Source organism: Streptomyces sp. NPDC033966 (assembly GCF_055575955.1).
Genome location: NZ_JBVIRQ010000011.1, coordinates 98,260 through 121,354, shown reverse-complemented (window position 1 = coordinate 121,354; position 23,095 = coordinate 98,260). Strand labels below are relative to the sequence as shown.

Genomic DNA, 23,095 nt, shown 5'->3' with positions numbered 1-23,095 from the left:
GAACGCTTCTTGCTGTGTTCCCGACCCGCCGGGAAGCGTCTACCAGGGCGGGCGGAGTGGGCCGGCCGGCTAGCGGTCGGCATTCACCATCGATGTATTCCGGTCCACGGGGATCCGGCACATGGGTGACTGGAGCTGGGGAGGCGGCCCGGAAGCGTGACGCTCGTGTCGGGCGGTGGTGCCGCGTTTGGCGGCGTGAGCCCGATGCGTAAGGGCGTCTTGACGGCGCTACCGGTGTCATCCATGAGATCCCCCACATGTTCCAAGTTGGTCGATGTACTGGTTAGGTTACCCATTATCACCTCCCAACTCCACCTCTTAGGCAGAATCCGCCGTGTTGCCGACGGGCGGTCAACTTGGGGGTTTCGGTGCGGACTTCACCCCTGACCTGTGGTGATGCCCACCGCCCCGGGGGAGGGGCGGTGGGCGGGGGAGGGGATGACCGGGTTGATTTCGTCCTTTCGGACGATGCGGATGTGGTTGTTTTCAGGGTGGTTTCAAGGTTGGTTTAGCGGTGGGGTTTCGGCGGGGGTGCGGTGGGTCCGCCCGGTGGGTCCGGCCTGTGGGCCGGTGCGGGGCGTTACAGCATCGTCAGCCCGTACTCGTCGGCCACCCGCAGCAGGGCGTCCGACTGGGGGAAGATGAAGGTGGACTCCTCCTGCGTCAGCTCCACGTCGTTGAACACGGCCCAGCACTGGCGCATGCCGAAGCGGGAGCGGTAGGCGATGCCGTGGATGAGGCGCTCCTGCTCCCCGGGCCCGGTGCGCTGGGTGATGGCCCATGCCGAGATCTGACGGGTGATCCGGCGGTTGAAGCCCTGGACGTGCTCCGCGGTGAGCTTGTCCACCCCCTGTTCCGCCAGCTTGGCCCTGAGTTCGCGCGAGAGCGTCGCAAGGGTCCGCTCGTCGTCCACGTCGAGGAAACGGGCCTCCCGCGGAGGCCTCAGGCGGACCAGGATGTGGCTGGTGGTCCAGTCCCGGGGGATCTTCCCGGGGGTCATGAAGGCCGGCTCCTGCCAGTCGTCCGCGATGACCTCCCGCATGGCGGGGTGCACGCGGAAGGGGGCTAAGGCCTCGGCGAAGCAGCCGTCGTGCTCGGAGGCGCAGTAGAGGGTGCCGTAACTGACCAGGCTCCAGCGGTTTCCGCCCGTCTGTGCGTGGTCCTCCTGGCTGATTGTTTCGAACTTGACCGGCTCCTTGTGCTTTCCCAGGCGCCAGATGCCGTGCTCCGGTGCGGGGACGAGGGCGACGTCCAGCTGTGCGGTGTCCGGGCTCATACGGCCGCTCTCCTTGCTCCGGCCGCCCTCCATGGGTCGCGGGCCGGTGATGCTCATGGTTCTCCGGCGGCCGGGCCCGCGGGACGCGGGGCTTGCCGGCCGCCGGGAGCCGGTCTCTTGACGGGGTGGTGCTCGTGAGGGGTGCTCGGGAGCGGGTTTTCCTCACGCGCGGGTGTGCTCATGTGATGAGCCGGTCATGTGCGGATCGTGTCCGCCGTGCGGCGCACTGGTCCGTGACACGTGCCGAACGATCATTTTGATGCGCGGGTACGACCGAAGCGACCGGGTTGTGGTGGCCGACGGGGGCGCACGAAGGAACACGGGGGGCGCATGCGTGGGTGATCAGGCCCCACCCGCCCGGCACCGGGCGAGATCGACCTCCACCACGACGGCCCCGGCGTCCCCCGTGAAGGAGAGCACCACGCGCCCGCCGCCCGCCGCCGGGTGCGCGGAGATACCGCGTACGGGGCTCCCCACGGCCAGCAGCAGCCGGCACCGCCCCGTTGCGGCGTCCCAGACGCGGACGGTCCCGTCGGCCGAGCCCGAGGCGACGAAGCTGCCGAGGCCGCCGCCCGCGTTCCACACGGCCAGGGTGAGGACGGCAGCGGTATGGCCGGTCAGCGGCTCGCCCAGCGGGCGGTGCTCGCGCAGGTCCCACAGCCGGACCGTGCCCGTGTCGCCACCGCTGGCCAGCAGCGGCGGAAGCCCGCCGTCCGGGCAGGGGTTGACGGCGACGGAGTGCAGCAGGCCCTGGTCGCAGCGCAGCGGCGCGCCCAGCGGGCCGTGTTCCGCGTCCCACAGCCGTACGGTGCCGTCGGAGCCGGCCGAGGCGAACCAGTCCCCGCTCTCCCCGCTCGAAGCGGCCGCCACGGCCCGGACCCGCAGGCCGTGCCCGGTCCACTCGCCGAGCGGGCCCGGGTCGTCCAGGTCCCACAGCCGCACCGTCTCGTCGTCCCCGCCGCTCAGCAGCAGGTGCCGGCCGCCCGTGGTGGTGCAGGCGGCGAGGGCGCGGACGGGGAGGAAGTGCCCTTCGAGGACGTCCGGCAGGGCCTGCCGGGTCCCCGCGTCCCAGAGCCGGATGCCGTGGTCTCCGTCCCCGGCCGACACCAGGACGCGCCCCTCCCGCCGCAGGGCCCAGGCCAGCGCGGACGCCGGCCGGCCGGTGTCGATCCGCGCGACCGCGTCCCCCGTGCCGATGTCCCGGACGTCGATGTACGGGTGGCCGCCGCTGAGCGCGAACCACGACGGGCCGCGCAGGTCCCCCGGCCCCTCCGGCAGGAGCAGCGCCCCGCCCGTCGGTGCCGGCCCGGACGGTGTCCGGGCGGTGGTGAGCGCGCGCTCCAGGACCTCCCGGGTCCACAGGCGGAGCGTGCCGTCGGCGGAGGCGGAGGCGAGCAGCTCCGCGTCCCCGTCCCCGTCCGAGTCCGAGCCCGAGTCCGGGACCGTGTCCCCGTCCGGGACCGCGACCGGGGCGAGGGCCGTCACGTCGGCGGTGTGGCCGCTCAGCAGCCCCGGCGGCTCCTTCGCCGCGGTGTCCCACCGCGATATGTCCCAGACGGCGATGCGGTTGCCGGTCCCGGCCACGAGGAGATGGCGTTCCCCCTGGTCCCCGAGGTGACCCCGGCCCCCCAGGGTGAGCGCGGCCAGGCCGGTCACCGGCCCGCCGGCGCCGGTGAGGGTGGCGAGCGGCCCGCCGGTGCCCCAGACGGTGACGCTCCCGTCCGCGTGGCCGGCCGCGACCGTCCCGGGCCGCGTGGTCCGGGCGAGTACCCGTACGTCGGCCGGGAACTCGAACCGGGCCACCTCCGTCCCGGCCGCCGGATCCCGGAACACGAGGTGTGCGTCGTCGGCGATCGCCAGCAGCGGCCGCCCGGGCGGGTCCTCCACCGCCGCCAGCGCGGTGGTCGTCGTACGCGGTGTGTCCCCGGGCAGGGCGAACAGGTCCAGCGCGCCCATCCGCTCGTTCCACCAGACCACCTCCCCGTTCCCGTTGACGCAGACCACCGCGAGCTCGTGCCCGCCGTCGCGGTACGCGCACACGTCGGCGATCCAGATCCCGCCGGGCTCGTGGACCCGGTCCAGGCGGCGGCCGGTCGCCGGGTCCCACAGGCGCAGGGTGCCGTCCGTACTGCCGGACACCAGCAGCGGGGACTGCGCCGGGCGCGGGGCGAGGAGCAGGTGGCGTACGGATCCCTCGTGCGCGCCGATCGGCTCGCGGACGGCCGTGCCCTCGACGGCGTCGATCAGTTCGATGCGGCCCTCGTCGTCGCCGGCCGCGAGGGCGGGGCGCCCGTCGGGTGCCGGCACCGCCGCCAGGGAGCGCACGGTGGTGGGGAGGGCGGCCAGGACGTTCACCGGCGGCGCCCACCGGGACCACAGCACCGCCAGCGGTGCCGCGTCCCCCGGCGTACGCGGGCGCGGGAGCCCGGGGTGGCGCAGCGCCGTGTACGCCAGGTGCAGGCTGGCCAGCCGCGAGGGGCGGTCCGCCCGGTGCAGGTACGGCTCCACCGCCGCCCACGCCTCCAGCCACAGCCGGCCCTCCCGCCCCCGGCCCGGCCCCAGCAGCCCGCGGATCGGGCTGCCGGTCAGCCAGGGCAGCACCTCGGCCGGCACGTGCGCGTCGTCCAGGACCCCGCCGAGGCGGGCGTGGCGCGCGAGGTGGCGCCGTACGTACGGGTGCGGGGCGGTGGCGGCGGTACCGGCGTCGTCGGCGCCGGCGGCGGTGGTGTGCGGCGCGGCCAGATCGGCGAGCGCCTCCGCGATGCGGGCGTGCACGACGGCATCGCCGTCGGCGCACGCGCCCCCCGCCGCCGCCCCGGTCCCCGTAGCCACGCCAGCCCGTTCAGCCACGCCAGCCCGTTCAGCCTCACCGGCCTCACCGGTCTTATCGGCAGGTTCGTCCTGAGCGTCCGTCATTCCCATCCCCCCCACAGGCGCCCGGCCTCCCACCGGCCAGGCGCGCAGGACCGCGGCCAGCCGGTCGTGCGCCGGCCGGTACACCCGCTGGTCCTCTTCGACGTCACGGGTGAGATACCCAGCCAGACGCCCTTCCAGCAGCACCCGGATCTTCGCGTCGGCGTCCTCGACGGCACGGCCCGCGACGGCGGACGCCACGGCCGGCCACACCTCGCCCCAGGCGAGGCCCCGCCCCTGTGCGAAGGCCGTCGCGCGCAGCAGTGCCAGCGCCTCGTCCGCCCCCAGTCCGTCCTCCGCCGCCCGCAGCAGATCGTCCTTCAGCAGCCCCGCCGTGCCCTCGCCCAGCCGCTCCAGCCAGTCGGCGTCCGCCAGCAGCCGCGGCCCCTCGGCGCGCAGCTGGTGCGCCGCCACGCGCGCGTCGAGGAAGGACCGCCCGGCCGCCCCGGCCACCGTCCGCGACACCTCGGCCAGGTCGTGCCCCGCCCAGCCGCCCTCCCCGTCCAGGAGGGCCCGTACGTACCCCGCGACGTCCGCGCCCATGTCCTCGCCGTCGGTACGCAGCACGGCCGCCTCGGGGAAGGCCTCCCGCAGCCGCCCCAGCAGGTCCTGGTCCTCACCCTCGCCCTCACCGCCGCCCTCCCCGCCACCGTCGCTGCTGCGTACGGCGACGACCAGCCGCACCCCACGCCGCACGGGCAGCGCCGGTCCGGCGGGGGCCGGGTGCGAGAGGTGCCCGGCCAGCGGCACCAGCACCTGGTGGACCAGCGCCTCCGGGTCGGTCGCCTCGTCCAGGGCGTCGACGACGACCGTCACCATCGGGCCGGGCGCGTCGAGGAACCCCCGCAGCCCCTGCTGCCAGCGGCTCAGGTGGTCCCTGCCCGAGGGGTCCGGGGCGGCGCCCAGCCGCTGCGCGATGACCTTCAACAGCCCCAGCGGCTCCCGGTTGTGCGCGGTGACCGCGATGGTCACCGCACCTTCGTCCGGAACGGTGTACGGCGGGCAGTGCCCGGCCGCCGCCGCGTACATGCCCGAGGCCCTGAACCGCGCGTCGCTCAAGGTCACCGCACGGCCGAGGATGGCGGACTTCCCGCTCGCGGTGATGCCGGTGACGACGAGGACCCCGGGCGCGCCCGTCAGGAAGGACACCACCGCGGTGTTCAGCTCCCTGCGGCCGGAGAAGTACCAGCCGGGGTCGTCGGCGCCGGTGCGGCCGCTGGCCTTCTCCAGCCAGTAGCCCAGGTCCTCCAGGCTCGCCGCCACCTCCTGCCGGCTCTCCTCCACCGCGGCCTCCTCCGGCCGGTGGCCCGGGTTCGGCAGGGCGGCCGTGGGGACGTGCAGCTTGCCGCCCATGAGCGTGCGGCAGTCCAGGGACAGCCTCCGGCCCCGTTCCCTGCCGATCGCCCGCGCCGCCTGGTACAGGGCGCGGCTGAACTCGTCCATCGTCAGGTACGGGCGGGTGATCCCGCCGGCCGTGCGCAGCCACTCGTGGGCCCGCCGCAGGACGAGCGCGAACTCCCCTCCCATCACCCGCGCCTTGGGCGCCGCGGTGGTCAGGACGTTCAGCGTGGCGTGCGCGGTGCGCTCGCTGTGCAGGCTCTCCACGAGCTCCAGCAGTTCCCCGGCGATGGCGGCGGACTCGCACATGTTCACGATGACCAGGACGTCCCGGGCGTGCGAGTCGAGCGCGGCGGTCACGATCTCCGTCGTACGCAGCCCCGTGGCCAGGAGCCGGCCGGGGTCGGTGCCGCTCAGGACCGCGAAGTGCCTGCCCGCGCCGCCGGTCAGGCCGTGGCCCGTCACGTACAGCACCACGGGGACGTCCGGCTCCACCTCCCGGATGCCGGTCGCCTCCAGGAAGCGCTCCACGTCATGACGGCTCGTCACCGGCCCGCCGGGCGCCACCCGCAGGAAGCCGGGCCCCTCCGGCGGCCGCCGCTCCCACCACAGGGACACCGCCTCCAGCTGCGCCCCGATGGCCTGCCGCAGCGCCTCGGTCCCGTCCTCCATGGGCAGCACGTACAGGGTCCCGGCGGACGGCCCTTCCGCCGCCTCCGCCGCCCCCACCGCCTCCTCCACGGCATCGGCCAAGCCGATCTCGCCCCGCTGCCCGTCCACGGTCCCTATTCTTCACTGCCATGGACGAGCGGCAGCACCAGCAGCAGCACCGGCACCAGCAGCAGCACCGGCACAGGTACGGCGGCCCGGACGACGGTTTACCCGACCACGTCACCCAGGACGCGGTGGTCGTCGTACCCGGCATCATGGGCAGCACCCTGCACGACACGACGACGGGCAAGGACGTCTGGGGCATCGGCGGCATCTCCTGGCTGCTCAAGGCATGGACCCTGCCCTCGGGCCTGAAGTCCCTGACCATGACCGAGGACGAACTGGCGGGCAAGACCGGCCGCATCAAGGCGACCGGCCTCCTCAGGCACTCCGCCTGGACCCCGTACCTCGCCGGGAGCGAGCCGTACACGGACCTGGTCGACACGATCCGCACCAGCGTCGCCGACGACGCCGCGATCCTGGAGTTCGCCTACGACTGGCGGCTCCCGATCGCCGTCAACGGCCGTCTCCTGGCCGACGCGGCGCGCATCCACCTGACCGAGTGGCGCCGCCACCCCGCCCACGCCGAGGCGCGCCGGCACCGCGTCGACCAGCGGGAGGGGCGGCTGGTCTTCGTCGCGCACTCCATGGGCGGGCTCGTCACCCGCGCGGCCCTCGACCCCGGCCACGACGGCGACCTCCAGGGCGACACCCGCGGCGTCATCACCCTCGGCACGCCCTTCCAGGGCTCGGTGAAGGCCGCCGTCATCCTCGCCACCGGCCGCGGTACGCCCGTACGGCTCCCGCACCGCAAGCTCCGTGCCATGTGCGCCACCATGCCGGGCCTGCACGACCTGCTGCCGCAGTATCGCGGCGTGCGCGCGGGGGACGACGTACGCCACCTCACGCCGAGCGACGTCGCCGGCATCGGCGGCAGCGCCGAACTGGCCCGCGACGCGGCCCGTTTCCACCACCGGCAGAAGACCATCGCCCTGCCAGGGCACCGCTCGGTCGTCGGCGTCAACCAGCCCACCTGGCAGAACCTGACCATCAGCGGCGGCCAGGTCGAGCCGCACCTCGACGGCGCCCGCCAGAACTCCGACGGCACCTTCGTCCGCGACCGGCAGGACCGCGTCCGGTACTTCCAGGTCCACGGGGACGGCACCGTCTACAAGGAGTCGGCGGTCCTCACCGACATCGTCACCCACCTGCCCCTGCAACACGGGGACGTGGCGAGGGCGAGGACCGCCCTGGAAGCCGTCACCGAGATCGTCCGCGACGACGTCAACCCCGGCCCGCCCCAGGGCGAAGCGGGCTGCGGCCTGTCCGCCCCGGACCTGGTGGAGGCGGGCCGCCCCTGGAAGCTCCGCCTCACGGACGTGGCCGCCCTCGCGGGCCTGACCTGCCACCTCACGGACCTCGAGCACCCGTCCCGCCCGACCCCCCTCACCCCGGCCTGGGAGGACGGCACCGCCACGGCCACGGCGACCACACCGGCCCCGGGCCTGTACCGCATCGACGTCCGCACCCCGGACGGCTTCACCATCACCCAGCTGGTCATGTCGGCGGACCCGTCGGAGCCGCAGGCGGAGGTGGAGGACTGACTGGGGACCAGCCCCGCCGGGTCGGGGGAGGCCGGTGCCGACGTCGTGATCACAGCAGCACCGCGCCGGCCCGGCCCGGCCCGTACCCCTGCCCCTGCCCCTGCCGCACCCACCCGTCACCGACACTGTGAGGCACCGTGGCACGTCGGCACCTTCTGGTGTTCCTCCCGGGCATCGGCGGCAGCGTGCTCGTCGCCCGGCCCCCGGGGGAAGCGGGCCCCGCAGGCCGTGTGGACGGCCCGGATACCCGGCATCCTGAGCGCGCTCTGGAAGCCGGACCGGGTCAGTGTCGAGGAGGCGCCGGACCTGGTTCCGACCGGGCTGGTCCGCTCCACCACCCTGTTGCCCGGGATATCCGTCCTGCCCGGCTACGAGACGGTGACCGCGCGGCTGGCGGCGCTGCCCGGCGCCGTGGTGGACGTCTGCCGCCCGGACCGGCCCCGCACACCGGGCGCCAACGTGCTGCTGTTCCCCTACGACTTCCGGCGCGGTGTCGCCCACGCCGCCGCCCTGCGCCTGCGCGACGAGGTCGACGCCCGGCTGCACGGGCTGAGCGCCTCCGAGCGGGCCGGCCGGTTCGCCGTGGTCGGGCACTCCATGGGCGGCCTGGTGGCCCGCCACTGGCTCGGCCCGCTCGGCGGCGCCCCCGCGGAGTTCATCACCGACCTGGTCGAGGCGTACGAACGGTACGGGCGCACGGACGAGATCCGCGGCGACGAACGGCCCGACGCCCTGGGCCTGGACCTGCCCGACGCCCACGCCGTCGGCACCACCCTGCGCGTGACCGTACGCCTGCCACAGCACGCGCGGGAACGGGTGGCGGCCGGCACCGGCCTCCCGCCCGCCGCCTGGTCGAGTGAACCGGTGGCCGAGCCGGCGCCGGAGCCGGGGGAGGAGGTACTGCGGATCCTGCTGGGCCGGCTGAGGACGAACGCCCGGGCCGGCGCCGGGGCGTGCTGCGCGACGCCGCACGCAAGAGGCTCGACGCCCGCGGCACCGCATGACCGAGCCGGCCGCAGCGTCAGCCCCGTTCGCCCAGGTCCAGGCGGTCGAGGAGCCCGGAGTCGGTGAAGGCGGCGACCAGTTCGGCTCGTCCTTCGGTGAAGTGGCCCCAGCTGTCGTAGTGGACCGGCACCACACGGCGGGCGCCGAGGAGCACGGCCGCCTCGGCGGCCTGGGCGCTGTCGAGGACGATCAGCGCCCCGTCGAAGAGCCGGGTGAACCGAGGGGCCCCTGCGAACAGGACGGCGGTGTCCACCGGACCGAACCGTTCGGCGATCTCCCCGACCAGTTCGAGGGAGGCGTTGTCGCCGCTGACGTAGACCGTGGGCAGGTCCTGCCCGGTGAGGACGAACCCGACGACCTGGCCGGTGAACGGTTCGACCTCCTCGCGCGTGCCCGGTCCGTGGAGGGCGGGCACGCCGGTGACCGTGACGGTGCCGCCGCCGGGACGGTCGAGGTCGACCGACTCCCAGTCGGCGAGCCCCCTGGCCCCCGCCCCCAGGCGCTTCGCGCCCCCGGGTGTGGTCAGGGTCAGGGGGACGCCGGCGAGCAGGGCGCGGCCGGACTCGTCCAGGTTGTCGGGGTGTTCGTCGTGGGAGAGCAGGACCACGTCTATGCGGCCGAGGTCGGCCGGCGCGGCGGAGGCGGGGGCCGTCTTGGTCAGCAGGCCGCCCGGCACGGGGTACTCGCGCGGCGCGTCGAAGGTGGGATCGGTCAGGAACCGCAGACCGCCGTATTCGAAGAGGGCGGTCGGACCACCGAAGACGCGGACGGGGATCTGCTCGGCGGGCGTGCTGGTGTCAACCATCAGAACCTCACGGATGAGTTGTGGGTTATCCGTGATGATCATAGGGGTGACTCACGGATGGAAGCAAGGCGTACCATGAGACCCATGAGTGAGATCCCGGCTGGCGAATCCATGCCGACGCCCGCGCCGGGGGCGCTGGACCACCTCGCCCTCGACTTCGTCAACAGCGCCGTCGCGCTGCCCGGAGGGCAGTTCACCGACCTCCTCGGCACTCCCGAGAGCGTGAACCGGTGGCTCGCCGAGCACTCCCTCGCGCCGGCCGACGCCGGGGTGCGGGAGATGTGCGCGGCGCAGTTGCGCTCGATGCGCGAGCACATCAGGGCGCTTTTCGCCGCCCGCGCAGCCGGTCTGCCCGCTCTGCCCGCCGCCCTGGCCGCCGTCAACGACGCGCTGAGCAAGGCCCCCACGGCCGCCCTGCTGCTCTGGGACGAGAAGAACGGTCCCTACCGCTCGACGCCGTGCCCCACCAGCGAGATCCTCGACCGCGCTCTCGCCACCCTCGCGGCCAGTGCGGCGGACCTCCTCACGAGCCCCGACGCCGACCGGCTCACGGCCTGCGCCTCCCACCCCTGCAACCGCTACCTGCTGCGCCACGGCCGCCGCCACTGGTGCTCCACCCGCTGCGGCGACCGTGCCCGCGCCGCCCGCGCCTACGCCCGACGCACCCGGCCGCAGGCGGAATGACGGACCGGACCCGTACGGGGGAGGGCCCCGCCGTCCTCGCGCGTCAGGCGCCCATGCTCCAACTGCCCCGCTCGACCGGGATCCACAGCTGCGAGCGGGTCTCCGCGCCGATCTCCACCGGCTGTGTCCGCAGGAGCTCCGGACCCGGCCGGCTCGTGTACGGGTTCGAGGGGAACCACTGCGTGAACACGTCCCGCCACAGTTCCTGGAGCGCGCTCGGATAGGGCCCTCGGCTGTCGAAGACCGCCCAGGTCCCGGCCGGTACGTCGAGGACGTCGAGAACGTCGGGGACGTCGGGGAGGCCAGGCGCGCCGGGTTCCCCGGCGGTCGCCTCGGGGCCGGTCACCACGCCGATCCAGTAGTCCGCGAGGGCGCCCTCCTCCCGGCTGTCGGTCAGGTACACCGCCGCCGACAGGATCCCCCGCGGCTCCCGGCGGCCGGACAGCTCCTTCATCCGTACGACCGCCTGCTCGTCCAGGCCCTCCAGATGCGCGGCGGCGGCCGCGTTGACACCCTCGTGGACGAGCGGGACCCGGGCCTTCCTGCCGATGAACCGGAACGGCCCCTTCTCCACGATCCGGTACCGCATGGCCGTACTGCCTTCGACGACGACACGGAAGGACATGCGCGGCTGTGCCGTGAGCACCGCACCCGTGCGCCGGGCCCCGCCGGGCCCGATGCCGTGCACCGACCGGAACGCCCGGGAGAACGCCTCGGCCGAGCCGTACCCGTACCGCACCGCGACATCGAGCAGCGTCAGCTCCCCGGCCATCACCTCGGCCCCGGCGAGCGTCATCCGGCGGCGCCGCACGTAGACCGGGAGCGGCATCCCGGCGAGCGCGGAGAACAGCCGCCGGAAGTGGTACTCCGACACCGCGGCGATCCGGGCGGCCTCGGCCACGTCGACCTCCCCTTCGAGGCAGGCCTCGAGGTGGTCCAGCGCCTGGTTCAGCCGCTCCAGCACGCGCCCGCGCCCTTCCTTCGCCCGACAGAACCGGTGCGGGAACTGTCGGGTGGGAGACCCCGGCGTTGCCCGAGGCTTTCAGCCATGACTGATGTTAGGGGACTCTGTGAGCCGCGGTTCGCCGCGGTACGTGCCGCCCTCGCCGCTTCGCTCGGCGGACCCGACGTGGGCGCCTCGGTCGCCGTCTACCTCGATGGCGAGCCGGTGGTCGACCTGTGGGGCGGGTACGCCGACGCGGACCGCTCCGTCCGCTGGGAGCGGGACACGCTCACCGGCGTGAACTCGGCGACCAAGAACATGACCGCCCTGTGCGCCCTCGTCCTGGCCGACCGGGGACATCTGGACCTGGCCGCGCCGGTCGCCGCCTACTGGCCCGAGTTCGCCGCGGCCGGCAAGGAGGACGTGCTGGTACGGCACGTGCTCTCCCACACCGCGGGGCTGCCGGCCCTGCCCGGGCCGACCGCGGTCGAGGACCTCTACGACTGGGAGTACGTGACGGCGGGGCTGGCCGCGCGGGCCCCGGAATGGGAACCCGGGACGGCCGCCGGCTATCACGCGCTCACCTTCGGGTTCCTCATCGGGGAGGTCGTCCGCCGCGTCACCGGCCGCAGCCTCGGCGAGTTCTTCGCGCAGGAAGTGGCCGGGCCGCTGGGCGCGGACTTCCACATCGGGCTCTCCGCCCGGCATGACCACCGCCTCGCACCGCTCATCCCGCCGCCCTCCCTGACCGACGAGTACGCGGCCACCGCACCACCCGGACCGGACGGCGTACCCCGGGAGGTCACCGGTCCGGTGGTCCGGGTCAAGGACGCCAACTCGGTGCCCTGGCGCCGTGCGCAGATCCCCGCGGTGAACGGCTTCGGCAACGCCCGCTCCGTCGCCCTCGTGCACTCGGTGCTGGCGAACGGGGGAACGGCCGGCGGCGTGCGGCTGCTGTCCCCCGAGGGGTGCCGACCCGCGTGGCAGGAGCTGTTCCGCGGTGAGGACCGCGTCCTGGGGACGCCGATGTGCTGGACGGCGGGCTTCGGCAAGTTCGGCGACGCCTTCGGCTGGGGCGGCTGGGGCGGTTCGCTCGTCGTGAGCGACCCCGGCTCACGTATGACGGTGGCCTACGTCATGAACCAGATGATCGACCGGGACCGGCAGGAGGACGCCCGCGGCATGGAGATCATCACGGCCGCCTTCGGCGGACTGTACTGACGGCGGAGTGGACCAGGGGGCGGAGCGCAGGTCGGCCGTGCTGCGCCGCTCCCGTACGACCGGGGGCTCGTCGGCCGCCCCGCCCACCGCGATCATGGAGACGACCGCCCAGCCGGGGTTCGGGCGGAGTACCTCGGTGAGGGCGTCGAGGTCGAAGGCGCGGAACTGATGGGACGCCAGTCCCATCGCCTGGGCCTGGATGGTCAGGTGGGCCACTGCCTGACCGAGGTCGTGGTCGGCGAACTCGGAGTAGAGGGTCTGCGAGTCCTCGGCGTAGCGACGGGTGAGCGTGACGACCAACAGCCCCGCGTCCATGGCCCATCGGGCGGAACTGGGCGCGAGATGGGCCACCACCCGGTCGTACTCCGGCTCACCGGGTCTGGTCGCGAGGAACCCCCAGGGCTGGGAGTTCCCGGCGGAAGGCGCCCACCTGGCCGCTTCGAGCAGCAGATCGAGGGTGGAGTCGTCGATCTTGACCGACGGGTCGAACTCGTACGGGCTGAACCGGCCGGCCAGCAGGGGGTGGACCCGACCGGGTCTTATGAGGTCATCGGACACATGCGCTGACAACAGCCCGTCCTCGTGATTCATTTCCGGCCGACGTCGAGTCGAGCGTCGAGCGCGCCGACGAGGCGAGGCCATAACCGAGTCCAGTTCTCGCATAGATGACGGAACTCTTCCTGACTCAGGAGAAATACGAGTAGAGTCGCTCATAGTTCAGCAAGTAGAGGGGGAGTCATGAAACTGACTGTGTTTCAGTTCGAGGGGACGGCCGCGGAGCTCGACGCATCCCAGGTCATCCAGCAGCTGATCGCCCAGGGGGGCGGACCGTCCGCGGGCGTCGTCGTGGGCGGGGCCTCCGCCGGCGAGATCCCGGGCGTCGCGGACGAGGGGCAGCCCGCGGTGCGCGCACTCCTGCGCGGCAACCCGGCCGCCGAGCACTTCGTCGGCTTCCTCACCGAGGCCACCGCCTGGCCCGACGTCAAGGTGCACGGCGTCAAGCGCCAGCGCGCCGAGGCCGAATCGGCCTTGGACTACGGGGACTACCTGAGGGTGCGCCGCCAGGGCTCGCCGAAGGGCGCGTTCGCGTACGTGTACGCGCACAACGGCGTGGTCAACCTGCGGCTCCCCTACGACACGGACGACGAGCTGCTCGGCAGCGTCGCTCCCGACGCGTACCGGCTCGAAGGCGGCAACGAGCAGTACCGCATCAGTGTTCGGATCGTGGACGAGGAGACCCGCGGCCAGGCCGTTCGGCTCGCGAAGATCGCCTACGAACGCACCTGAACCCGGCGGGCTCAACGGACCGGGGGAACGCGCCCGCGGTCGGCCCCCTTCCGGCCCTCAGTCGAAGATGTCCAGGAGGTCCGTCCAGGAGCCGTCGGCGGCGCCTTCGCGGGCGGGGCGGCCCCACACCGGGCGCGGCTCCGGGTAGGTTTCCGCCGCCGCCCTCGCGCGGACGGTCTCCGGCCCGCCGCACGCCGCGACCGCGAAGGCGCCGAAGACCTCGGCGAACGAAGCCGGGTCGCGGAACTCCACGCCGAACGCCCGGCCCTCCCGCAGCGGTACCCACACCACCCGCTCGTGCCGTATCCACTCCACGACCGGCTGGTCGTCCGCGGTCGACCGCCCCTCCAGCCACAGCCGCGCCACGTGCAGCAGGTTCACCTCCTCCATCGGCAGCCGCTTGCGCCGTACACGCAGTTCACGCGTCGTCAGGGTGACCCGCTGGTCCTTCTTCGGATACCAGACGACGCCGATCCCGAACGGAACCCACAGCAGGATCCCGATCATCGGCCACACCAGGGCGTCGCCCCACGACCGGAGCAGCCCGCCGTCCAACGCGTACAGGGCCCCGAAGGCCACGACCCACTTCGCCGTCATCCGCCAGAAACCGGTGCCCTGCCGGTACAGGACCCGCCGCTTGCTCGTCATCGTCATGCCCGCAGGCTATTGCGACCGCAGAAGCCTTTTCCCGGTACGACTGATCCACCCGCCCGGGTGATCACCATTCTGCGGCGGTCCGGCCGGCGTTCCCCGCGTCTATAAAGAGGTGGTTCCGCCCTCTGACCACTTGACTGATGGGTCGTCATCCAATGCCGAACGCCGTGCTGCGCCTCGCCGCCGCCACCTTCCTCCTGTCCGTCGTCGTCACACCGTCCACCGCGGCCGCAGCCGCGCCTGCGGCGGACGAGGACACGACCGCGCCGTGCGGCCCGGTCGTGGAGTACCGCGCCTGGGACTGGTGGCGCACCACGACGAACACGCAGATCGCCCGGCCCGTGGCGGCCACCGCCTCCAGTGAGCGCTGGCAGTGGCGCGAGGACGTGAACGCCCTGTGGCGCGGCGACACGCGGGAGAACGTCGAGGAGATCTTCAAGACCGGCTTCACCCCGCGCGGGGACCAGCTCGTTCCGCTGGCCGAGTACATCGTCAAGGGCGGCGGCCAGCTCAGCGCCCACCTCAGCACCAGCTGCGACGAGAGCGTGGCCAAGCGGTTCGCGACGTACGGGGCGGAGAAGACGGGCTGGGTCTACGAGATCTACGCGCCGGGCGGTATCGACGTCAACGCCACGGCGCGGGTGAACAACTACCAGTCGCCCTACCTGTGGAACAAGGAGATCGACTTTCCCGGCGGCGTGCGGGGCAACTTCATCAAGGGCGCGTGCAAGTACCGCCTGACGGCCACGGACCCGGTCACCAACGAGAAGACCTGGCAGCAGCTCGGCTGCAAGGACAACACGGACTTCGCCCCCTACAAGTCCGCGCCGGGCGCGTACAAGCTGGCGGGCTGACGACCGGGCCCCTGGCGGTGGCGTGGTGTCCTCCGGCCCCGGTCGTCGGACCAGGGCCGGAGCACACCCGCGCCGCCCGTGAGGCCACGCCCTAGCGGCGAGCGTCCACCACCGCGAGGAGCTTGCCGCTGGCCGGGCTGCGGTCCAGCGAGGCGCCGTCGACCGCCTCGACCACCAGGTCCAGCAGCTGCTCCGACACCGCCGAGCGGAGCTCCGGGTAGCCGGACAGGAAGACCTCCCGCATCCCCTCCGGGTCCGTCGCCGGCCCCTGCTCCACCCGTACGGTCAGCCGCTCGCGCGCGTCCGTACGGTCGAGCCTGATCTGCAGCTCACCCCGGTGGCCGCCCTGTTCCTCGGCCATGGCCAGGAAGCGGCGGTGATTGAGGAAGTACGTCGCCACCCGCATCACGTCGCCGGTGCGCCCCATCAGCTCGAAGCGGGGCGCCTGCCGGCCACAGGGGCAGCGGCCCGGGACCTCCCGGCCGAGGTCGCCTATCAGGTACCGGCCCAGCTGCTGGCCGCGCCGGGCGTGCGTGGTGAAGACCAGCCGGCCCGTCTCGCCCGGGGCCACCGGCCGGTCCTCGGCCAGGTCCACGATCTCCATCGTGTGGAGGTCGGCGTGCAGGTGGTGGACGCCACCGGAGCTGTCCGTGCACTGGTAGCCCAGCGGGCCGAGGTCGGTGCTGCCGTAGGTGATCGAGCGGACGGTCTCGATGCCGAACTCCTCCCGCAGCGTGCGCTGCTGCTCCCGCGTGAAGTGCTCGCCGCCGTAGAAGACCTTGCGCAGGCCCCCGTACGCGCGCAGCGCGTCCGCCTCCGCGTGCAGCAGCTGCCACAGGTAGGAGGGCATCCCGAAGAGGGTGTCGGCCCCGTGGTCGATCAGCGCCCGAGCCGTCGCCCGGTGGTCGGGTCCGGCCGACAGCGGCAGCTGCACCCCGCCGAGCCGTTCCAATACGGAGAAGAAGCTGATGAAGCTGCCGTACATGCCGCCGCAGTAGAAGAGGTTGGCGGTGCGGTCACCGACCGGGTCGTAGCCGGCCGCGAGCAGGCCGCGGGCGGCGGCGTGCATCTGGGTGTCGTAGTCGTCGTAGCTGAACACCGACAGGGCGGGAGCGCCCGTGCTGCCGCCGCTGCGGAAGAAGAGTTCCGCATCGGCCCGGGACAGTTCCCGGGCCGGTTCCTGCACGTCCTCCTTGCCCAGCAGCGGGCCGGTCGGCGGCGGCAGGACGACGGGCCGGACCAGGTCGTCGAGGCAGGCGGTGGTGGCGAACCGGTCCGGGTCGGCCTGGACCGCGACGCGGCGGCTGTAGCGCTGGAGGGCGTAGACGCCGTCGTGCGGCTCGCCCGCGTAGCTCTCCAGCATGGCGCCGACCGGCGTGACACGGGTGACGCCCGCGGCCAGGGCGGTGCGGGAGAGCTCGGCGATGTCGGACCGGCTGGCCGCGAGGCCCGCCGTCTGCAGGTAGCGGCGCATCGGGCGCAGGGTGGCGATCATCCGCCCGCGGGGCAGCGGCTTGACCCACACGCTGCGGTGCAGCGGCGAGGCCGTCAGCGGCGACCGGGTGTCGGCCATGACCCGCCACGAGCCGTCGGGCGCGGCGAACACACGGGTCAGGTTGAGGTGTTCCTCCAGCCGGGCCATCAGCTCGGTGGTGGTCAGCTCGGCGGCCTCGGCGGGGTCCGGTTCGCCCGCCGAAGCGGCGCCGGCGGCCGGCGGGCGGGTCGCGAGGACCGAGGCGAAACGCTCGGCGAAGGCGAACACCTCGTTCTCGTCCTCGGTGTCGAGGTAGACCACCTGGGGGCTGGAACAGGCCTGCTGCTCGTGCAGGCACACGTCGTCCGCGAGGGCGTCGAGCGTGCCGGCGTCCGACCAGGCGTCGGCCGTCAGGTAGGCGAAGGAGATCCGGTGTCCCCACTCCACCAGCCGGCATCCGGCCGGCACATGGGCCGCCACCCCTTCGACGGCGCCTTCCCCGCCCCACACGGCGACGGCGTCCGCGGGCGCGCACATCAGGCGCAGCCACTCCTGCCGGGAGGACGGGAAGCGCAGGACGACGACCCGTGCGGCCAGCGCGCCGCTGGGATCGAGGGCCGCGAGCTCGGCCATCAGGTGCTGGGTGAAGAGGGTGTCGGCGCTGCTGGTCTTGAGGACGTTGACGTTCCCGGCGAGCAGCCCCTCGACGATGCTCAGCGGCGCGACCGTCGCCGCGTTGCCGGGGGCGATGTGGGCCACCAGGCCGACCGGCGCCCACGCCTCGTAGACCGTCTCGCGCGGATCGGCCCGGTCCAGCCGGCCGGGAGCCGCGCCGCCGAGTTCGCGGCGCAGCTTGCGGGTCAGCTCCCGCCGGCCCAGCAGGCCGCCGAGCTCGGCCAGGAGGGCCGGGTCCTCTCCGGCGGGCAGGTGCGCGGCGAGCCGGGCGCGTACCGGGTGGGCCGCGTCGCACAGGGCGGTGGCGAGGGCGTCGCAGGCGGCCAGCACGGTCTCGGTCTCCAGCACCGTGGCCAGCGCGGCCTCGACGGCGGCCGGCAGGCCGGCGAGGCGCCGCCCGGCCTCCTCGTCGCCGATGAAGGCACCCTGCCAGTAGTGGTGCGCGCCGCCGTCGCCGTGCTGCTCGTACGACGTCGAGGTCTCGGCCGAGGTCTCGGCCGAGGCCGAGGCCGTGGTCATGGTCTCCGTCACGGTCACGCCATGCCCTTCATCAGTTCCGCTGCGGCCACCGCGCAGCTGCGGTTGCGGCTCACCCCGGCACGGCCGTGGACGGTGAACCAGGGGGTCTGGAGCTCGCACCCGCAGGCGTCGCCCGGCTGGAGGGAGGCGAGGTCGCCCATGACCACGCTCTGCGCCGGCACCGAGGTGATGTACGGCGACACGAGGTGCAGATAGCCCCGCTCCCCGTACGGCAGGGGTTCGAGCGTGCGCGTGGAGCGGATCGTCACCCGGGACCACACGGGGGCGTGCAGCCGGTGGTGGTCGCACTCGATGTACGGGATGCAGTGCTCCACCGACCCGAAGGTGTCCCGGATCCGCTCGCCCGGGATGCCGAGCTGCTCGGTGACGCGGGCGTACAGCTCCTCCTTCTCGATGCGCCGGTCGGCGTGGCCCTTCCAGCCGCCGCCGAGGACGACGAGGGAGCCCTCGGGCAGGCGCAGCGGGGGGAGCCCCATGGCCCGCATCCGCTCCAGGGTGAAGAAGAGGAAGGCCGGGAAGCCGAGGATGCGGACCGGCGCGTCCTCCCGCTCGAAGCGGCGCAGCGCGGCGATGCAGCCGAAGGGGTCGAACTCGTGGTCGCCGCCGGTGTTGCGCAGTGCGTACGCGACGCTGCGCGCCGGGGCGAAATCGCACAGGTAGTTGTCGGTGAACGCGGTCCCGAGGTTGAGGGAGGGGGCCGGTTCGTAGCTGTAGAGGAGGTAGTTGACCTCCTGGTCGGGGGTGATCCAGCCGTTGCGCTCGAAGATCCGGGCGACCATCCGCTGCGCGGAGCGGATGGTCCAGTGGTCGAAGAACATCTGCGACTTCTGCCCGGTGGTGCCGGAGGAGGTCAGGTGCAGCTCGACGTCCTCGCGCGGGATGGAGAGCACCTCGTGCCGCTTGAAGAAGTTCGCGTGGACGAGCGGCGTCCGGTACGGCCGGGCCGGGGGAGTGGCCTCGTACAGGGAGCGGAAGAACGCGGAGCGTTCGACGTGCCAGGCGTTGGTCTCCGCCATGGCGGCGGCGAACAGCTCGTCCTCCGCGGGTCCGCAGGCGTACGGGTCGGTCAGGTCGCACAGTTGCTGCACGTGCGGGAGGAGGGCCGGGTCGGGGACGGCGACCGGCGCGAGATGGGGGTTCATGGGGCGACCTCGGATGGTGTGGGCAGGTGCGTCGACGCCCAGGCCGACACGTAGCAGTCCAGATAGGGCTGGAGGGGCGGCTCGACGGCGACGCCGCGGAAGTCGATGCGCTCGCTGGAACGGGACAGGACGGCGTAGTCGTGGAAGCCGTCGCCGTCCGCGCGCATCGCCGGGTAGACGGCCCCGGCGACGAACCCCTCGGACAGGAACGCCGAGAGGACCTCCTGGTGCGCGAGTGGCACCAGCGCCTCGACGTAGCCCGCGCCCGCGCGGGCCAGGGCCCGGGTGACGGGTTCGAGGCAGGCGGCCGCGGCGGCCGGGTCGGGGTGGGCGGTGAGCAGGGAGCAGTAGCCGCCGGCGCGGTTGAGGTAGGCGTACACCTCGAACCGGCCGTCCTCGGGAGTGAGCAGCACGTTCGGGGTGTGCAGCGGGTAGAACCAGCCCTCGGCGCTCGGGAAACGCTCGCGGAAGCGGCGGCGTACGAAGGCCGGCGCCTCGATCATCTCCAGCCGGTCGCCGACGCCCTGCGGCACGGGCGGCGCCGGGTGCGGGCCGGTGGCGGCCCGCACCCCGGGGTAGCCGATGCCGAGCGCGGCCTCGGCGGTGCGCAGCAACGGCAGCATGGGGGCGGGCACTTCGGTGACGGGGATCCGGCGGTCCAGCACCCCGGCGGAGTGACGCGCGTAGAGTGCGAGGCTCTCACGGCTGCGGAGATCCACCGCGTTGGGCAGGATGCCCAGCGGGCGGAAGCCGTTGCGTGCGACGACGCGCTGCGGGCCGGCGCTGACGGTGCGCACGGTCGCGTACACCGAGTCCAGCCGCCCCGTGTCCAGCATGCCCGCGCACAGGGCCTCGGTCAGGGTGGCGGCCAGGCCCGCCGAGCGGTGCTCGGGGTGCACGGCGATGCCCTCCAGGCGGCCGATGCGGCTGCCCGCCTCACCGTGGATGGCGGCGGACGCCGTCAGGGCCCCGGTGCCGGCGCAGCGGCCGACGAGCCACAGGGAGTACGGGTCCTCGATGAGCCGGGCCATCTCGGCCGGGTCGGTGCCGAGGGCCACCGGGTAGTGCGGTCCGTAGACGGCGTAGTAGAGCTGGCGCAGCTCGGCGATGTCCGAGCGGACGGCGGGCGTGATGACGGGGGTGACGACAGGGCTCACCGCTCGCCTCCGGCGGGTTCCGCCGCGGCCGGCGCGGACGCGGGTGACCTCAGCAGGGCCAGCGCGCAGGCGGCGGGGAGCAGTCCGACGCCCTGCACCAGGCACAGCGTCCTGGGGGAGAGGAAATCGCCCGCGAAGCCGAACGCCAAGGACGCCACCGGCAGGGAGGCGCCCAGCACGGCCTGCATCACGGCGAAGAAACCGGGCTTGTCGGCCGGCGGCACCAGCCGCTGGAAGAGGGCCACGAACCGGACGCTGACGGCCCCGGCACACCAGCCGGCCACGGCCAGGCAGCCCGCGATCACCGGACGGTGCGCGACCAGCCCCGGCAGCGCGAGGGCGAGGGCCATCAGGCCCAGGCAGTAGGCACCGGCGACCGTGGGGCGCCCCGGCACGCGGGCGCCGGTGAAGGCGCCGACGAGCGCGCCGGTGCCCAGGGAGGCCTCCAGCAGCGCCACGGTGCCGCCACCGCCCCCGAGGACCGAGCGGGTGTAGAGGGGGATGACGACGAACACGGCGGTGGTGAAGAGGTTCGCCGCGGTGAAGCAGATCAGGATCCGCCGTACGTAGGGGAGTTCCCCGAGGATGCCGCGCAGCGTGCGCCCCTGCGCCGGGGCCGGCGCGTCGGCTCCGGCGCCCGGCCCGGCGGTACGGAAGCGGGCGCCCGCGACGAGGAGGGCGGCGCCCGCGTAGGCGGCCGCACAGCCGGCGGCCAGCCCGGCCACCCCGGCCCGGTCGACGGTCAGGGCGCCGAGCAGCGCCCCGCCGAGTCCGGCCAGGGACTGGGTGGACAGCTCGAAGCCGGTGGCGGTCTCGATGTCGGCGTCGTCGACGAGTTCGGGCACCGACGTGGTCAGGCAGGGGTCGAAGAACGCCTGGCAGGCCGCCAGGGCGAGACCGGCGGCGTACACGGTGGCGAGCGGCGGGCCACCGCCGTACGCCCACAGCGCGAGGGCACCCGAGGTGCTCCCGGCCAGGGCGGCGGCGGTCCGCAGCACCGAACGGTGCGCGAACCGGGCGACCGCGCGGGCCACCACGGGCGCCAGCACCACGGCGGGCAGTGTGCAGGCGGCCATGAACAGCCCGGAGGCGAGCCCCCGGGTGTCGTGCACGGCGTAGGCGACGATCCACCAGGACACGCCGACCTGGAACATCCGTACGGCGGCCTGGGTGAGGATCTGGCCGAGCCACACGGCGCCGAAGGCGCGGTTGCGCAGGACCAGCGGAGCGCGCCGCCGGTCGGTCCCGGTCTCCGTCGTGGTCTCTGCCAGGGGTGGGGCGGCGGTCATGCGGTCGGCCTCTCGTCGAGGACCCGGACGAGCTTGCCCGAGCGCGGGTTGACGGCGAGGTCGCGGTGGCGCACCCACTCCACGGACAGCGGGTGCACGAACCCGGCGCGCACGCTGTCCGGATACAGCGGCCGGACCTCCTCCAGCTCCGCGACGACGGCCGCGGCCAGTTCCTTGCGGCCGTCGTCACCGGGGGCCGCCGCCAGCCGCAGCACCAGCCCGTCGCGGCCGTCCCAGCGGCGGACGACGAGCTGCATGCCGACCACGTCACCCGCGGTGTCCGCGGTGGCCACGGCGTCCTGCGCGTCCTGGGTGTAGAGGGAGACGGGGCCCACCCGTACGCCTTCCTCGGCGCGGCCGAGTATCCGGAAGTGCCCGGGCCCGTCGCCGGTCCATTCGGCCCGGTCGCCCGCGGGGTAGCGGATGATCGGCATGAGGCGGCGGAAGAGGCTGGTGACGACGACCCGGCCGGGCCTGCCGGGTTCGGTGATGGGCTCGTCGGTCGAGTCGTCGAGGATCTCGACGACCGAGTAGGGCGTGAAGGCGCGGTGCACCCGTGCGTCGGAGCCGGGTACGGGCCGGCCGAGCAGGCCCGCGTCGACGCTGGCGTATCCGACGGAACGGGCCTCGGCGCGGGGGAACGCGGTGGCCAGCAGGCGCCGCTGGTCGTCGAAGAGGGCCTCGCCGCCGAAGAGGAGCAACTCCACCGAGTCGAGCCGGACACCGGACGACACGGCCTGCTCGGCGAGCCGGCACAGGGTGGTCGGTGTGCCGGCCAGTACCTGGGCGGCGAGATCGCGCAGCGTGGGGATCGTCGACTCCAGCGGAGCGCCGCCGCCGATGGGCAGGCGGACGTTGTCCACGGGCGCGTGGGCGAGCGAGTCGAGGACGAAGAGGAAGCTGGCGTACAGCTCCCCGGCGTAGAAGAGGTCGGCGACGCGGTGGCCCGGGCGCAGACCCGTGTCCACGAGTCCCTGGCCGAAGGCGGTGACGAACGTGCGCCACTCGTCACGCGTGTAGACGGAGAACTTGGGGGACCCGGTGGTGCCGCCGGTCTTGTAGACCGTGGCCTCGCTGAGCGGGCCGGTCAGCACGCGGTTGTCGTCAAGGGTGTTGGCCGCCCAGAACGCCTGCTGGTCGACCACCGGCAGGTCGGTGAGGCGGTCGGCGTGCGGCGGCAGGGACGCGTAAAGGTCCTGGTAGAAGGGCGAGTTGTGGCGGGCGAAACGTATGAGGTCCGAGAGCAGCTGGGCGGACATGTGCCTTTGCCTGGGTGACGGAAACGGGACGGGGGCCACGGCGGGGCGCGGTGAGAGCGAGAACGAGGGACCCCCCGGAGCCCCGTCTCCTCAACGCGCGCCAGAACGTGACGCTCAGTCACAATGATGAAACATCAGTGCGCTGCTCACCAAATCGGGGAAGGATTTCCGGCCAGCACGGCAATATCCATCAAAATTTCAAGCAACTACCGGGTGGGCGGCTACGGGCGGCTACGGGCGGCCACCGGGCCGGGGCGGCCGCTG

General features: G+C 73.6%; 17 protein-coding genes. 6 read left to right on the top strand and 11 right to left on the bottom strand.

The window, feature by feature from the left end:
* Positions 1 to 580 precede the first annotated feature (580 nt).
* Positions 581 to 1,276 carry an RES family NAD+ phosphorylase gene (locus tag ACZ518_RS28480; RefSeq protein ID WP_469115864.1) on the bottom strand — a complete coding sequence of 232 codons (696 nt, stop codon included), beginning with the start codon at positions 1,274 to 1,276 and terminating at the stop codon, positions 581 to 583.
* A 342-nt stretch (positions 1,277 to 1,618) separates the two neighbouring features.
* Entirely contained in the window at positions 1,619 to 6,307 is a 4,689-nt protein-coding gene (locus ACZ518_RS28475) for a hypothetical protein (protein WP_469115863.1), read from the bottom strand.
* Positions 6,308 to 6,327: 20 nt separating this feature from the next.
* Here ACZ518_RS28475 and ACZ518_RS28470 point away from each other — a divergent pair, with 20 nt between their 5' ends.
* Positions 6,328 to 7,842 (top strand): lipase/acyltransferase domain-containing protein, encoded by a 1,515-nt coding sequence (locus ACZ518_RS28470; protein ID WP_469115862.1) that lies wholly within the window; start codon positions 6,328 to 6,330, stop codon positions 7,840 to 7,842.
* A 228-nt stretch (positions 7,843 to 8,070) separates the two neighbouring features.
* Positions 8,071 to 8,913 carry an esterase/lipase family protein gene (locus ACZ518_RS28465; RefSeq protein ID WP_469115861.1) on the top strand — a complete coding sequence of 281 codons (843 nt, stop codon included), beginning with the start codon at positions 8,071 to 8,073 and terminating at the stop codon, positions 8,911 to 8,913.
* On the opposite strand, the gene ACZ518_RS28460 is transcribed toward ACZ518_RS28465, so the two are convergent.
* Entirely contained in the window at positions 8,864 to 9,652 is a 789-nt protein-coding gene (locus tag ACZ518_RS28460) for an MBL fold metallo-hydrolase (protein WP_469115860.1), read from the bottom strand. The genes ACZ518_RS28465 and ACZ518_RS28460 overlap by 50 nt on opposite strands.
* An 84-nt stretch (positions 9,653 to 9,736) precedes the next feature.
* Between ACZ518_RS28460 and ACZ518_RS28455 the strand changes: the two genes are divergently transcribed.
* The gene (locus tag ACZ518_RS28455; RefSeq protein WP_469115859.1) at positions 9,737 to 10,336 is read left to right on the top strand and encodes a CGNR zinc finger domain-containing protein; all 600 of its coding nucleotides are present in this window, start codon (positions 9,737 to 9,739) and stop codon (positions 10,334 to 10,336) included.
* 43 nt (positions 10,337 to 10,379) lie between these two features.
* Here the strand turns inward: ACZ518_RS28455 and ACZ518_RS28450 are convergent, their stop codons facing one another.
* Positions 10,380 to 11,300: an AraC family transcriptional regulator gene (locus tag ACZ518_RS28450; RefSeq protein ID WP_469115858.1), complete on the bottom strand. Its 921-nt coding sequence runs from the start codon at positions 11,298 to 11,300 to the stop codon at positions 10,380 to 10,382.
* Positions 11,301 to 11,384: 84 nt separating this feature from the next.
* On the opposite strand from ACZ518_RS28450, the gene ACZ518_RS28445 reads away from it, so the two are divergent.
* Positions 11,385 to 12,500, top strand: a complete 1,116-nt coding sequence (locus tag ACZ518_RS28445) for a serine hydrolase domain-containing protein (RefSeq protein WP_469115857.1) — start codon at positions 11,385 to 11,387, stop codon at positions 12,498 to 12,500.
* On the opposite strand, the gene ACZ518_RS28440 is transcribed toward ACZ518_RS28445, so the two are convergent.
* Complete coding sequence (locus ACZ518_RS28440) at positions 12,393 to 13,070, bottom strand: nitroreductase family protein (protein ID WP_469115856.1); 678 nt, start codon at positions 13,068 to 13,070, stop codon at positions 12,393 to 12,395. The genes ACZ518_RS28445 and ACZ518_RS28440 overlap by 108 nt on opposite strands.
* A gap of 168 nt (positions 13,071 to 13,238) precedes the next feature.
* Between ACZ518_RS28440 and ACZ518_RS28435 the strand changes: the two genes are divergently transcribed.
* Positions 13,239 to 13,787, top strand: coding sequence for a hypothetical protein (locus ACZ518_RS28435; protein WP_469115855.1), 549 nt, complete (start codon positions 13,239 to 13,241; stop codon positions 13,785 to 13,787).
* Between the two features lie 57 nt (positions 13,788 to 13,844).
* On the opposite strand, the gene ACZ518_RS28430 is transcribed toward ACZ518_RS28435, so the two are convergent.
* Complete coding sequence (locus tag ACZ518_RS28430) at positions 13,845 to 14,441, bottom strand: hypothetical protein (RefSeq protein ID WP_469115854.1); 597 nt, start codon at positions 14,439 to 14,441, stop codon at positions 13,845 to 13,847.
* 140 nt (positions 14,442 to 14,581) lie between these two features.
* On the opposite strand from ACZ518_RS28430, the gene ACZ518_RS28425 reads away from it, so the two are divergent.
* Positions 14,582 to 15,295: a scabin-related ADP-ribosyltransferase gene (locus ACZ518_RS28425; RefSeq protein WP_469115853.1), complete on the top strand. Its 714-nt coding sequence runs from the start codon at positions 14,582 to 14,584 to the stop codon at positions 15,293 to 15,295.
* Between the two features lie 91 nt (positions 15,296 to 15,386).
* Here the strand turns inward: ACZ518_RS28425 and ACZ518_RS28420 are convergent, their stop codons facing one another.
* From ACZ518_RS28420 to ACZ518_RS28400, 5 genes are read right to left on the bottom strand one after another with little or no spacing between them, the layout of a single operon-like run.
* Positions 15,387 to 17,981, bottom strand: coding sequence for an acyl-CoA reductase (locus tag ACZ518_RS28420; protein WP_469115852.1), 2,595 nt, complete (start codon positions 17,979 to 17,981; stop codon positions 15,387 to 15,389).
* The gene (locus tag ACZ518_RS28415; protein ID WP_469115851.1) at positions 17,978 to 19,126 is read right to left on the bottom strand and encodes a LuxE/PaaK family acyltransferase; all 1,149 of its coding nucleotides are present in this window, start codon (positions 19,124 to 19,126) and stop codon (positions 17,978 to 17,980) included. The genes ACZ518_RS28420 and ACZ518_RS28415 overlap by 4 nt, the downstream gene beginning before the upstream one ends.
* Entirely contained in the window at positions 19,123 to 20,283 is a 1,161-nt protein-coding gene (locus ACZ518_RS28410; protein WP_469115850.1) for a GNAT family N-acetyltransferase, read from the bottom strand. The genes ACZ518_RS28415 and ACZ518_RS28410 overlap by 4 nt, the downstream gene beginning before the upstream one ends.
* A complete protein-coding gene (locus tag ACZ518_RS28405) occupies positions 20,280 to 21,572 on the bottom strand; it encodes an MFS transporter (protein ID WP_469115849.1) in 1,293 nt (430 codons plus the stop codon). Before ACZ518_RS28405 ends, ACZ518_RS28410 begins: the two co-directional genes overlap by 4 nt.
* On the bottom strand, positions 21,569 to 22,831 hold the full coding sequence (locus ACZ518_RS28400) for a phenylacetate--CoA ligase family protein (protein ID WP_469115848.1): 1,263 nt from the start codon (positions 22,829 to 22,831) through the stop codon (positions 21,569 to 21,571). The genes ACZ518_RS28405 and ACZ518_RS28400 overlap by 4 nt, the downstream gene beginning before the upstream one ends.
* Positions 22,832 to 23,095: the final 264 nt, after the last annotated feature.

What these genes read in the sequence shown, in the direction of transcription:
- ACZ518_RS28455 (WP_469115859.1), top strand. Translation starts at nt 9,737, where the DNA reads ATGAGTGAGATCCCGGCTGGCGAATCCATGCCGACGCCCGCGCCGGGG.
- ACZ518_RS28445 (WP_469115857.1), top strand. Translation starts at nt 11,385, where the DNA reads ATGACTGATGTTAGGGGACTCTGTGAGCCGCGGTTCGCCGCGGTACGT.
- ACZ518_RS28470 (WP_469115862.1), top strand. Translation starts at nt 6,328, where the DNA reads ATGGACGAGCGGCAGCACCAGCAGCAGCACCGGCACCAGCAGCAGCAC.
- ACZ518_RS28430 (WP_469115854.1), bottom strand. Translation starts at nt 14,441, where the DNA reads ATGACGATGACGAGCAAGCGGCGGGTCCTGTACCGGCAGGGCACCGGT.
- ACZ518_RS28480 (WP_469115864.1), bottom strand. Translation starts at nt 1,276, where the DNA reads ATGAGCCCGGACACCGCACAGCTGGACGTCGCCCTCGTCCCCGCACCG.
- ACZ518_RS28425 (WP_469115853.1), top strand. Translation starts at nt 14,582, where the DNA reads ATGGGTCGTCATCCAATGCCGAACGCCGTGCTGCGCCTCGCCGCCGCC.
- ACZ518_RS28405 (WP_469115849.1), bottom strand. Translation starts at nt 21,572, where the DNA reads ATGACCGCCGCCCCACCCCTGGCAGAGACCACGACGGAGACCGGGACC.
- ACZ518_RS28435 (WP_469115855.1), top strand. Translation starts at nt 13,239, where the DNA reads ATGAAACTGACTGTGTTTCAGTTCGAGGGGACGGCCGCGGAGCTCGAC.
- ACZ518_RS28415 (WP_469115851.1), bottom strand. Translation starts at nt 19,126, where the DNA reads ATGAACCCCCATCTCGCGCCGGTCGCCGTCCCCGACCCGGCCCTCCTC.
- ACZ518_RS28460 (WP_469115860.1), bottom strand. Translation starts at nt 9,652, where the DNA reads ATGGTTGACACCAGCACGCCCGCCGAGCAGATCCCCGTCCGCGTCTTC.
- ACZ518_RS28400 (WP_469115848.1), bottom strand. Translation starts at nt 22,831, where the DNA reads ATGTCCGCCCAGCTGCTCTCGGACCTCATACGTTTCGCCCGCCACAAC.